10 protein-coding genes and 1 pseudogene are annotated in these 11,505 nt (G+C 59.0%); 6 read left to right on the top strand and 5 right to left on the bottom strand.

What is annotated here, in order from left to right:
* Positions 1-78: 78 nt before the first annotated feature.
* Positions 79-789: pseudogene (locus tag AD928_RS07495) on the bottom strand (transposase); the annotation flags it as partial.
* A gap of 523 nt (positions 790-1,312) precedes the next feature.
* On the opposite strand from AD928_RS07495, the gene AD928_RS07490 reads away from it, so the two are divergent.
* Both AD928_RS07490 and AD928_RS07485 read left to right on the top strand, forming a co-directional pair.
* Positions 1,313-2,710 carry an ammonium transporter gene (locus tag AD928_RS07490; protein WP_062249516.1) on the top strand — a complete coding sequence of 466 codons (1,398 nt, stop codon included), beginning with the start codon at positions 1,313-1,315 and terminating at the stop codon, positions 2,708-2,710.
* A 332-nt stretch (positions 2,711-3,042) separates the two neighbouring features.
* Positions 3,043-3,546 (top strand): hypothetical protein, encoded by a 504-nt coding sequence (locus AD928_RS07485; protein WP_062249514.1) that lies wholly within the window; start codon positions 3,043-3,045, stop codon positions 3,544-3,546.
* 53 nt (positions 3,547-3,599) lie between these two features.
* Here the strand turns inward: AD928_RS07485 and AD928_RS07480 are convergent, their stop codons facing one another.
* From AD928_RS07480 to AD928_RS07470, 3 genes are read right to left on the bottom strand one after another with little or no spacing between them, the layout of a single operon-like run.
* Positions 3,600-4,550, bottom strand: coding sequence for a retroviral-like aspartic protease family protein (locus AD928_RS07480; protein ID WP_062249512.1), 951 nt, complete (start codon positions 4,548-4,550; stop codon positions 3,600-3,602).
* Between the two features lie 2 nt (positions 4,551-4,552).
* On the bottom strand, positions 4,553-5,515 hold the full coding sequence (gene pip, locus AD928_RS07475) for a prolyl aminopeptidase (RefSeq protein ID WP_043550505.1): 963 nt from the start codon (positions 5,513-5,515) through the stop codon (positions 4,553-4,555).
* Positions 5,515-6,495 (bottom strand): tyrosine recombinase XerC, encoded by a 981-nt coding sequence (locus AD928_RS07470; RefSeq protein ID WP_062249511.1) that lies wholly within the window; start codon positions 6,493-6,495, stop codon positions 5,515-5,517. Before AD928_RS07470 ends, pip begins: the two co-directional genes overlap by 1 nt.
* 122 nt (positions 6,496-6,617) lie before the next feature.
* Here AD928_RS07470 and AD928_RS07465 point away from each other — a divergent pair, with 122 nt between their 5' ends.
* Both AD928_RS07465 and AD928_RS07460 read left to right on the top strand, forming a co-directional pair.
* Entirely contained in the window at positions 6,618-8,879 is a 2,262-nt protein-coding gene (locus AD928_RS07465) for a primosomal protein N' (protein WP_062249508.1), read from the top strand.
* Between the two features lie 56 nt (positions 8,880-8,935).
* A complete protein-coding gene (locus tag AD928_RS07460) occupies positions 8,936-9,385 on the top strand; it encodes a hypothetical protein (RefSeq protein WP_061505494.1) in 450 nt (149 codons plus the stop codon).
* Between the two features lie 87 nt (positions 9,386-9,472).
* Here AD928_RS07460 and yajC read toward each other — a convergent pair whose 3' ends face one another.
* Positions 9,473-9,838 carry a preprotein translocase subunit YajC gene (yajC, locus tag AD928_RS07455; RefSeq protein WP_197056220.1) on the bottom strand — a complete coding sequence of 122 codons (366 nt, stop codon included), beginning with the start codon at positions 9,836-9,838 and terminating at the stop codon, positions 9,473-9,475.
* 152 nt (positions 9,839-9,990) lie between these two features.
* On the opposite strand from yajC, the gene AD928_RS07450 reads away from it, so the two are divergent.
* Entirely contained in the window at positions 9,991-10,863 is an 873-nt protein-coding gene (locus AD928_RS07450; RefSeq protein WP_043550711.1) for an ATP-binding protein, read from the top strand.
* Between the two features lie 46 nt (positions 10,864-10,909).
* Positions 10,910-11,404, top strand: a complete 495-nt coding sequence (locus AD928_RS07445; protein WP_061505493.1) for a DUF2721 domain-containing protein — start codon at positions 10,910-10,912, stop codon at positions 11,402-11,404.
* Positions 11,405-11,505 lie beyond the last annotated feature (101 nt).

Genomic DNA, 11,505 nt, shown 5'->3' with positions numbered 1-11,505 from the left:
AAAGGGAAATCAATCAACGGTTCTTCAATCCCTCCATCTGCGCTTTGAACAGACCGGGGAGTATCGCCACCGGGATGGCTACGTGCTCGCGTTCAACTTCTCGAGGAAGAGGAAGCGGCGCATGTTGTAGACAATATTGGCCAGCCCGATCCTCATGGTGGCCCGCGTTATGCCAACGGTTCGTATGAACAGTCCTGTCTGCGATTTCTGATCGGCAAAGACATGCTCGACACGCGACCGGATAACGGAGTTTCCTGCATTTGATTTCTGGATATGTCGTGGCATGGGCTTGAGATGCGGCTTTTTCCTGTGAACCTTTGAGACAAAACCCTCTTTGTCCATGAAGTCCTCATTCGCTTTCGAGCGATACGCGGTGTCGGCCCAAACGGTTGAGGCCGTATTGGTTTTATCCAGCAGACCCTCGCGCAGTCTGGCACCATCACTGGCAGCGGCATCCGTTGTCTTCCATTTCCGGATAAGTCGAAACTTTCGATCGATGGAAACATGCGATTTGTAGCCAAAGAACGGAATGGCGAGGTCCGTGGCCGGGAGCGTCCCGTCCTCCTGCCGCTTTGCCTTCGTGAACTTCAGCGTCCAGCGGGCGTGCCTGTCCTTGTGGGACAGCTTTACCGGCTTGTCTTCCCACCCTTCGGGGATCCGGCCTTCCCGAAGATCGGCTTTCTCCCCGTTGGTATTGCGCTGCTTTGGCGCTGCCACCAGCGTGGCATCCAGGATCTGGCCGGACATCGGCAGATACCCCGCGTTACGCAGGATGGCGTCCAACCTCGAGCTGATCGCCAAGCCCGCTTAACCGGGCAAGCCGGTCGTCAACATCAAAGAAACCCGGCTGCTTCATGAGCCATCCCCCAATCATCACACAAGGTAGGGGATCACAGCCAACAGTTCAGAGCCAGGGGTTTTTCGAACCCTCCAAATTCAATCACCGCCTCTTCGGTCCCTCCTCCCGCTCAAGAGAACAAGAAGCCTGGAGATTCTACACTAAGCAAAAATGCTTAGTTCATATCTGAAAACGCTACAGACCGATCATCCAGCGACGAATATGTCCTTTCTGAAGGGACTGCGGCCCTAACAGTTCTGATAATGCACCATCATCATTTTCTAACGGCCAACACCTTCCTCCACAGAGTTATTAAGAACCCTCAATGCTTGTCATCTATGTACAGATCTCATAACTTAATAATTTTCATCAACTATTTCACCCAACCTATAATTATGGTTTTAAATATGATACTAAATCGAATCATCTCACCTTAGAAACCAATGGATAAGATTCACACGGAGCTCCAGATCAATGAACTCGAGGTTTTTAACAGGTTCACCTCGTGCAAGTGTCTTTAGCAAGCTTTCAGCGTTATCCGCCTTAGCCGGTAGTGTTGTCTTCTTTTTAAGTGCTCGCATAGCTCACGCAGCCGATACAGCCCCTACTATCGATACCGGTGACACCGCATGGATGCTGGTCAGCACGGCTTTTGTGCTGATGATGACCATTCCGGGGTTGGCGCTGTTTTATGCGGGTATGGTGCGTAAGAAGAATGTGCTGGCAACGCTGATGCAGTCCTTTGCGCTGTGCTGCATTATGTCCATTGTCTGGATGGTTGCAGGGTATTCTCTGGCTTTCACCACCGGCACACCGTGGATTGGTGGCGTGTCGCGCATGTTCCTGAGCGGGATTGGCGCGCATATCCAGAACGGGGCTGACATTGCCTTCACGCTCGGCGCTGATTCTCTCAATGCCACGACGATGACGATTCCTGAGAGCCTCTTCATGATGTTCCAGATGACGTTCGCCATCATCACCCCGGCCCTGATTTCCGGCGCGTATGCAGAGCGCATGAAGTTCAGCGCCATGTGCATCTTCTCTGTTCTCTGGTCACTGCTGGTCTATGCGCCGATTGCGCACTGGGTCTGGAGCCCTATGGGCTGGCTGGCCGGTCTCGGCACTGCGGATTTTGCTGGCGGCACCGTCGTGCATATCAATGCCGGTATTGCCGGGCTTGTCTGCGCTCTTGTGCTGGGTAAGCGCAAAGGGTTCGGGCAGGATGATCTCTCTCCCTTCAATCTGACCTACGCCATTATTGGCGCCTCTCTGCTTTGGGTCGGCTGGTTCGGCTTTAATGCTGGTTCGGCAGTCGGGGCGAACGGGCGCGCTGCTATGGCCATGGCTACCACGCAAATTGCTGCTGCCGGGGCCGGTGTGGCCTGGATGCTCGTCGAATGGCTGCGCAGCGGCAAACCGACCGTGCTGGGTGTAATTTCCGGGGCTGTGGGTGGTCTGGTTGCCATTACGCCGGCTGCTGGGTTTGTGCTGCCGGGCAGCGCGCTGATCATCGGCCTGATTACGGGTGTAATCTGCTACTGGAGCGCCACATCGCTGAAGCACATGATGGGCTATGATGACAGTCTGGATGCCTTTGGCGTGCATGGCGTGGGCGGTATTGTCGGGGCCATGCTGACGGGGCTGTTTGCTTACGGTCCGCTCTCTGCCACGGACGCCAATCCGTCTGGCATTACGGGGTCTCTGCATCAGTTCATGGTTCAGGGCGAAGCCGTTATCGTCACCATTCTATGGTGCGGCATCATCTCCTTTGTTCTGCTGAAGGCCATTGATCTGACCATGGGTCTACGTGTGACCCCCGATGAAGAACTGGAAGGGCTGGACATGTCCCTGCATGGAGAGCGGATCAACTAACCCTCTCCTCAGTTTTATCATGCCGCTGTTCGAGCCCCTTCCCGCCTCTGTGCCGGAAGGGGCTTTTTTTATGGCACTTTCAGTGCACTTCCATTGCCGGACCACTCATCTTCATCTCTTCTGACAAACATTCCAGACGACAATGACGGAAAAGCTGCATCAGACAAGATGAAGGCCCGCGGCTTGCATGATTACGTAAAGGACCAAAGCAAGCCTGTTGGGGATAACCCTTTTCCAAACACATTTATTCATCATAAGATGTAACAATAGTCAGGGCGCTGCGGCATGGTGCTGCATCTTCCAGCCCTGGTATTTGGATGAGGTTTTTCCTTATGACATCTTCCGCTCGCTTTGCGCTTGCAGCACTGGCTCTGAGCTGTGCCACCGCCCTTTCCGCTCCGGCTGCTCATGCCCTGAGCGCAAAGGAATGTCATGCCAGCTTCGCTGCTGCTCGCACCGCTGGCACACTGGATGGCCAGAGCTACAAGCAATTTAAAGCTGCCAAATGTGATGCGGCAGCAACGCCCGCAGCGACAACTGCTCCGGCGGCCACAACTCCGGCAGAAACCGCAAAAGAGGCCGCTCCCGCTGCCCCGGCAACAGCACCGACCGCAGCCAGCACAGCAGCTCCGGCAGCCGCCACCACGGCTGGCGTTGTCTTCCCGAGCGCTGTTGCTCCGCAGTATGCGAAGCTGAGCGCTGGTAAAGCCCGTATGAAGACCTGCCTTGACCAGTACAATGCCAATAAGACCGGCACTGGCAATGGCAGCCTGAAATGGATCCAGAAGGGTGGCGGCTATTACAGCCAGTGCAACACCCACCTGAAAGCGGGCTGATTAAAGGCCGGGGCATCCACAAGGTGCCCCGGTTTTTTTTCAAGGCCGAGCGTTTAATTCCGCCGCTTGAGCGCTGGCATGACGTAGAGCATGCCTGTCTGATACGAAATCCAGACACGATGCGCCGCAAACCAGTCTGACCCCAACAGCATATCCACAGAATCATGAATGGGTGCCACGGTTAAAACCGGTGCTTTTTCCTGCTCTTGCCCAATCTGGAACGTGTGGAACTTATGCCAGTGATAGACTTGCGTATGGCCATCCACCCCACTGGTCAGCCCCCCCGGATCAGCCGCTAAAATGCGGGCCGTAACCCCCAGCCTTTCAGCGGCTTTGTCTGACAGAATACGGGACCGTGCGCCGCTATCCACCAAAGCGCGCAACGGCATGCCGTCCAGCAGCACCTGAACAATGACACGCCTGCCTGCTGATTCCAGTGGTACTGCCCGGTAAATCACATGCCAGTCCACTGGCCCGGCACAGGCAGAAGAACCGCTTTTGACGGACCAGAAAGTCAGCCAGCCCTCCGCAACATCGAATTCCACATCATAGTGCGAAAGCAGATCCCCTCCGACCAGACCTTCAACCGGAGGTTGCGTGACGGGCTTTCCCGGCAGGTCCCCAACCGGCATGGAAATCGGGCCGGTTTCCAGCCCCCCTAGCGTAAGCGACCGCACCACACCATTGGGCACCATCCGCCCGACCCCGCCCGTACCGTGCATGAGGGTATGAACAGACGGGTCCAGCTGGACATCAAAACCCTCAGCGGCCTCGGGGGAGAGCAGACTGCCCTCTGCCCCGGTATCAACAATCATACGCGCCGGATGTTTGTTGATTTCGACCGGGATGTTCAGAAACCCCAGATCATCATGTAAAGGCACACGGGCAATCCGTTCATGATGGCACAGCCCTTCCGCAGCAGTGGCCGCCTGCGTACCAAACGCAGGTGAGACCGCCGCACAGAATGCGGTGAGAAGTGCTGCCTGAACTGCCCGTGTGCGCATGATCAGCCTAATTCCCGCGCAAAGCGGTCTGTGGCATCCAGCAGTGCGCTGAGAATGCCGGGTTCAAACAACGCATGGCCGGCAGCGTTGATCAGTTTGAAGTCCGCTTCCGGCCAGGCTTTATGCAGATCCCACGCGGTACGCACGGGGGTCGCCATGTCGTAACGCCCCTGCACGATAACGGTTGGAATATGCCGGATACGATCCACATCACGGATCAACTGACCTTCTTCCAGCCAGCCCCCATGCACGAAGTAGTGGTTTTCAATCCGTGAGAACGCCAGAGCGTAATCGGTCTCTTCATGCTGGTTTTCAATGTCGGGGGCTGGCAGCAGGGTGAGCGTACGCCCTTCCCACAGGCTCCATGCCACAGCCGCTTCCTGCCGGACGGCCACATCATCAGAGACCAGACGCTTGCGATACGCCGCCATCATATCCCCCCGCTCTGCCTGCGGAATGGGGGCCTGAAAATCTTCCCATTTATCCGGGAACAGCCAGGAGGCTCCTTCCTGATAATACCAGAGCAACTCAGCTTTCCGCAGCGTGAAAATGCCGCGCAGCATCAGGGCCGTCACGCGGGTCGGGTGCGTCTGGGCATAGGCCAGCGCCAGCGTGGAACCCCATGAGCCGCCAAAAACCGCCCATTTATCAATACCAAAGAAAACCCGCAGGCGTTCAATATCCGCCACCAGATGCCATGTGGTGTTGTTCTCAAGCGAGGCGTGTGGTTTGGAACGACCACAGCCACGCTGGTCAAACAGCACAATCCGATAACGGGACGGATCAAACAGACGCCGCTGTGCGGGGGAACACCCGCCACCGGGGCCACCATGCAGGAACACTACGGGGATACCATGCGGGTTGCCGCATTCTTCCCAATAGATCTCGTGCCCTTCTCCAGTATCCAGATAGCCATGGGCGTAAGGGTCTATAGCGGGCCAGGGAGCGCGCAGGGCCTCGGTCATCAGTCTCGTGTTCCTTCTCTCGGCTGAGCAGTTTTTTGCGCACGCGGGTGCGCGCGGCTCCACACATCAAGCAGGCGGGCTTCATCCGCAAGAGTGTATCGTTGTGTGGTGGACAGGCTGGCATGCCCCAGCAGCTCCTGAATGACACGTAAATCCGCGCCGCCTTCCATCAGATGCGTCGCAAAAGAGTGCCGCAGAGCGTGGGGTGTCACATGCTCTGGCAAGCCAGCCAGTGCCCGCCATTCCCGCATGGCTTTCTGCGCCACACCGGCCTGCAACCGCCCGCCCCGCACGCCGGGGAACAAAGGCGACTCTGGCAGCGGAGACGGGTGCCGTTTGCGCCACGTCTCCAGCGCCTGCTGCACGGCGGGCAGCACGGGCACCAGACGCTCCTTGTTGCCCTTGCCTTTGATGCGCAGCACACCGCTGCTCGTCAGGCTACCAAGGTCGGAAATATTAAGATTTAACGCCTCGGAAATACGCAGCCCGCAGCCATAGAGCAGCAGGAACAAAGTCCCATCGCGCTGCTGCGCCATGGGTGTCAGGGCTAGGGCGGCAATATCTTCCGGCACGGCTTTGGCATCTGTCACACTCAGGGGCCGCGGCAGAGGTTTCTTGCTGCGGGGCGTCGCCAGCAGGGCCACAGCCGGGTTTTCCACCCCTTGCCTGCGTGCCAGATACCGGAAAAAGGAGCGCACAGCCGACACGCGCCGCGCCCGTGTGCGGGCGGCCCGGTCTGGTGTGCTTTGGCGAGTGCGGGATGCTGCGGAACGGGCCTGTTCCTGCGCCAGCCAGGCGCGAAAATCCCTCAGGCTGATACGCCCCAGCCCGGCCATGTCCGGCAGGCCATCCAGATGCTCACTCATGAAACCCAGAAACCGCGCCAGATCGGCCCGGTAGGCATCAATAGTCAGGGGGGATGCCCGCTTTTCCGTCGCCATCCACTCCAGAAATTTCTGGACGGCTTCTTCCGCTGTCATCGCACCCTCTCAAACAGATCTGCACTCTTCAGCATGCTCTGAAGGCCCTGCTGACTTGTTCAGAGTTTTTATGGTTTCGCAAGCACTGTTCTTTAACCGGACCTCCGCTTACATAGAACCCCATGGCGCCTGCACCTTCTCCCTCTCCTCAGCCTGCCCGGCTTCCGGCTTCTGCTGCCGGGTCTGCGCGCCAGAGAGTGTCCGTGCTGTTGCCCATGCCGTTCCCCGGTCCGTTTGATTATGCGGCCCCGGCAGAAATGGCGCTGCAACCCGGCGATATTGTAACGGTCCCCCTCGGCCACCGCAGGCAAACCGGGGTGGTGTGGGATGCTACCAGCTCTCTGCCCCCGGAATTCGCGCCACCACCCCAACGCACTGTGGATGCGGCAAAGCTGCGCCCTGTAGCGGAACGGCTGGAACTGCCGCCGCTCACTGCCGAACTGCGACGCTTTGTAGACTGGGTAGCGGCCTATACGCTCTCTGCCCCCGGCATGGTGCTCGCCATGACGCTCCGCCTCCATATGCGCGGGGTGCCCACACCCTCCACGGGCTGGCTGGCGGCATCCCCCCAGCCGGATGGACTGCGCCTGACACCGGCCCGCCAGAAAGTACTGACCTTGCTGGCCGATGGCACGGCCCGCACCACTACGGACCTTGCGACCGCCGCAAGCGTTGGTCCCGGCGTGGTAAAAGGTCTGGCCGATGCAGGCGCTTTAACCCCCGTTCCCCTTGGACCGGAGCGCGCCTTTGCCGCCCCGGACCCGTTCCATAATTTACCCGTGCTGGAAGGCGCACAGGCTGAGGCCACAGATGCCTTGCGCCAGACCGTGGCGGAAGGGCGCTTTTCCGTCACGCTGCTGGAAGGCGTGACCGGCTCCGGCAAAACCGAGATCTATCTGGAAGCCATTGCCGCCTGCCTGGAGCAGGGCAAGCAGGCGCTGGTTCTGCTGCCGGAAATTGCCCTTTCCGCTCAGTGGATGGAGCGCTTTACACGCCGCTTTGGCACGCAGCCCGCCATCTGGCATTCGGAAGTCGGCCAGCGTGCACGCCGTCTGACATGGCACGGCACGGCAGATGGCAGTGCCACGGTGGTTGTGGGGGCGCGGTCGGCTCTCTTCCTGCCGTTCAAGAACCTCGGCCTGATTATTGTGGATGAAGAGCACGAGGCCCTGTTCAAGCAGGAAGAAGGTGTCATCTACAGTGCGCGGGATATGGCCGTGGTGCGGGCGCGGCTGGCGGGGTTCCCCATTGTGCTGGTCTCGGCCACGCCTAGTCTGGAATCGCTGGCCAATGTGGAGGCCGGGCGTTACCGGCATCTGGTTCTGCCCTCCCGCCATGGCGGCGCGGCCCTGCCGGAAACCCGGATTCTGGACATGCGGGACCATCCCCCGCCCCGCGGCCTGTTTCTCTCCCCGGCCCTGACGGAAGAACTGACCGCGACCTTTGAGCGCAAGGAACAGGCCATGCTGTTCCTCAACCGGCGCGGCTATGCCCCCCTCACCTTATGCCGGAGCTGTGGGCACCGCATGGAATGTCCGCACTGTACCGCATGGCTGGTGGAGCACCGGAACCGCAAAATTCTCTCCTGCCATTTTTGCGATCATACCGAACCCATGCCCGAAGCCTGCCCCTCCTGCGGGGCGGAGCAAAGCCTGACGCCCATCGGGCCGGGCATTGAGCGCATTACGGAAGAAGCCCGCCATCTGTTCCCCGATGCCCGCATTCTGGTGATGGCCAGTGACACGCTGGGCGGCCCCGCCGCCACGGCGGAAGCGGTTGGCAAGATTTCCCGCAGGGAAGTCGATCTGGTGATTGGCACGCAGATTGTCGCCAAAGGCTGGCATTTTCCGCATCTGACACTGGTTGGCATTGTGGATGCCGACCTCGGGCTTGGCGGGGGTGACCTGCGGGCTGGTGAGCGCACCATCCAGCTTCTGCATCAGGTGGCAGGGCGTGCGGGGCGCGCCAGCACACCGGGCCGCGTTTTGCTACAAAGCTACACGCCGGAACATCCGGTGATGCAGGCCCTCCTTTCTGGCGATTTTGATGCGTTCATGACGCAAGAAGCCGAGCAGAGACGCCCCGGCTTCTGGCCGCCTTATGGTCGGCTCGCGGCGTTGATTGTGAGTGCTGACACCGCCGTAGCCGCTGATGATGCCGCCGCAGCTCTTGGCCGCGTAGCCCCTTATGGGGATGGCATTCAGGTTCTTGGTCCCGCCCCGGCCCCCATGGCTATCCTGCGCGGGCGGCACAGGCGGCGTTTGCTGCTGCGCACCCGTAAATCCATTGCCGTGCAGCCCATTCTGCGCCGCTGGCTGGGGCTGGTGAAACTGGACCGGCAGGTGCGGGTGGATGTGGATATCGACCCGGTCTCTTTTTTATAACGATAGCGCATCATTTTGTCGTAAAACCGCAGGAAACGACATTTGAGGATCGTATCGTGAAGCATTATTCCATTATCGGCATTGCCATCTATTTTTCATCATGGGTGGGAGTGGCCCTGCTTGGACTGGCTTATTGTAACTGGCATGAGGTGGCGTCCACAGTGGTGCTGATGCCGCTCATATCCCTTGCCATTGGCACGGCAATCGTCCTGTTCCTGAAATTCGTGCTGAAAAAAGAGCGGAGGTTGGCTACATTTTATCGGTCCCGTATCCAAAAACCGATCTGGCGTGCGGTCTTCTGGCTTTTGCCTCTGCCTGCTCTCACGCCCCTTGTGCTGCATATTCTGCACGGCCACCCACAAAGCAACGATACGCTGGGCCTGAAAATTCTGGCGCTGCTGAGCATCATCATGGCAGGCGAAGTTCTGGCTTTAGATGTGACCGAGGAAATTGCCCAGAGTGACACGGCGGACGCCCGTCTGGCAGCCGAAAACGAGCCTCTCTAATCTACGCCTCCGGGCACAAAAAAAGCGGGCAAGAAGCCCGCTTTCTGTAACAGCGCCCGAGAATGCGCCGCCTAATGCATCGCACGCTTATTTCTTGGCGTCCGCTACATCATTGGCCGGTTTGGCCGTGCTGGTCAGAACCGTGGTGACGGTGCTGCGCAGAACCATGACGCGGACGTTGGGGGCGATTTCCACTTCAATTTCCTGACTGTCGTCACGAGATTTCTGCACAATGCCGATAATGCCGCCTGCAGTGACAATCCGATCACCACGACGCAGGGACTTCAGCTCATTCTGGAGCTGCTTCTGCTTCTGCTGCTGCGGGCGAATCATCAGGAAATACATGATGACGAACACACCAATGAACGGCAGGAACGACATCAGACTCGAGCCAGCACCCCCGCCACCGGCGGACTGGGCATAGGCTGCGGGAATAAGAAAATTGGACATGATGGCAGGCTTTCCGGAAAGGCTGGTTGCGTAATTAAGATGCGTGACCATAATTTTCACGGCTCACACGTCAAGCATCCCTTGAAGATAAGCCGTCGCACCACCTCCTTTCCTGCCGGAAGTTCCCCGGCGGCACAACCATGGACCCTGCCCTGATGGATACCGCGCCTCTCTCCGTCCTTGAACGTATTGCCTCAGCGCTGGAGCGCCTCTCCCCTCCGCCGCCAAGCCTGGATGGGGTGGATCAGGCTGACGCGTTTGTCTGGCTCCCCGAACGCGGGCGGCTGCTGCCGGTGGCCCATGTGGCGCATGTGCCTGCCGGTTTGTTGCAGGGTGTGGACTCGCAGCGCCAGACGCTGATGGACAATACCGAGCATTTCGCCCGCGGGCTGCCTGCCAACAACGCCATGTTGTGGGGCTCACGCGGTATGGGCAAATCCTCCCTGGTTAAGGGCGCGCATGCGCTGGTCAATCAGGTGGATGGTAAGCCGTGCGCGCCCGGTCAGGGCCGGGTGGCGCTGGTGGAAATCCAGCGGGAAGATCTGGCCACCCTGCCGGACCTGCTGGCCATGCTGCGGGAAAGCCCGCGCCGCTTCATCATCTTCTGTGATGATCTGTCCTTTGAGAAAGAAGACCGCGATTACAAAGCCCTGAAATCCGTATTGGATGGCGGCATTGCCGGGCGGCCGGAGAATGTTCTGTTCTACGCCACCTCCAACCGCCGGCACCTGATGCCGCGTGAGATGATTGAGAACGAACGCGCCACCGCCATCAATCCGTCTGAAGCCACGGAAGAGAAAGTCTCCCTCTCCGACCGGTTCGGCCTGTGGCTTGGCTTTCATGCCTGCCCGCAGGATGTGTTTCTTGACATGGTGCGGACCTATGCGAGAGAACGCGCCCTTCCCATCAGCGATGAGGATCTGACAGCCCGCGCCAATGCATGGGCCATCACCCGTGGCGGCCGCTCTGGCCGGGTGGCCTTCCAGTTCATTGAAGACCTGACGGCAGAACTGGCCTCCAGCCGCTAGATCCTCCTCTCGCCCCACTGTTCTGGCAGCAAGGACTTTCCGCTTCATGGCCTTTCCCGTTCTGGCAGGCATCTCCGCCGAACCGATTGATAGCGTTGCGCATATCATCCAGATCGCGCTGACGCCGGTTTTCATGCTTTCGGGCATCGGCACGCTGCTCAACCTGTTCAATACCCGTCTGGCCCGCGTGTCCGACCATATTGAACAGGCCAATGCCCTGCTGATGGACGGGAATGACGATCCGGACCGAAACCAGACGCTGGAGAAACACCTTGTCCGCCTGCACCACCGCACCCTGATGCTGGACACGGCCATTCTGGCCGGAGGGCTTGGGGGCGCGGCCTCCTGCGGGGCAGCGTTTGTGCTGTTTATGGGCAGTGTGCGGGATTCCTCCGTCGCCACCTGGCTGGTGGTTATGTTCGGGATGGCCCTTGCCTGCACGGTGGGAGCGCTGGGCCTGTTTCTGGGGGATAGCCTGATTGCCTGGCATGGGCTGAAGCGCGAGGGACCTATGCCCAGACCAACACCCAAAGCAGCGTAACATTCAGTTTCTGAATAATTTGCAAATAAAAAGAGAATAACCGGGCATTCCGTTCCCTCTGCGTCTTGCCTCTTTGCGTGATATACGGTTGCATGCATCCG

The sequence above is a fragment of the Acetobacter cerevisiae genome (assembly GCF_001580535.1).
In the GTDB taxonomy this organism is placed as follows: Bacteria; Pseudomonadota; Alphaproteobacteria; order Acetobacterales; family Acetobacteraceae; genus Acetobacter; species Acetobacter cerevisiae.
Note: the sequence above shows the minus strand (reverse complement) of the source record. Positions and strands in the feature narration are given on the sequence as shown.

What these genes read in the sequence shown, in the direction of transcription:
- AD928_RS07490 (WP_062249516.1), top strand. Translation starts at nt 1,313, where the DNA reads ATGAACTCGAGGTTTTTAACAGGTTCACCTCGTGCAAGTGTCTTTAGC.
- AD928_RS07485 (WP_062249514.1), top strand. Translation starts at nt 3,043, where the DNA reads ATGACATCTTCCGCTCGCTTTGCGCTTGCAGCACTGGCTCTGAGCTGT.
- AD928_RS07480 (WP_062249512.1), bottom strand. Translation starts at nt 4,550, where the DNA reads ATGCGCACACGGGCAGTTCAGGCAGCACTTCTCACCGCATTCTGTGCG.
- pip (WP_043550505.1), bottom strand. Translation starts at nt 5,515, where the DNA reads ATGACCGAGGCCCTGCGCGCTCCCTGGCCCGCTATAGACCCTTACGCC.
- AD928_RS07470 (WP_062249511.1), bottom strand. Translation starts at nt 6,495, where the DNA reads ATGACAGCGGAAGAAGCCGTCCAGAAATTTCTGGAGTGGATGGCGACG.
- AD928_RS07465 (WP_062249508.1), top strand. Translation starts at nt 6,618, where the DNA reads ATGGCGCCTGCACCTTCTCCCTCTCCTCAGCCTGCCCGGCTTCCGGCT.
- AD928_RS07450 (WP_043550711.1), top strand. Translation starts at nt 9,991, where the DNA reads ATGGATACCGCGCCTCTCTCCGTCCTTGAACGTATTGCCTCAGCGCTG.
- AD928_RS07445 (WP_061505493.1), top strand. Translation starts at nt 10,910, where the DNA reads ATGGCCTTTCCCGTTCTGGCAGGCATCTCCGCCGAACCGATTGATAGC.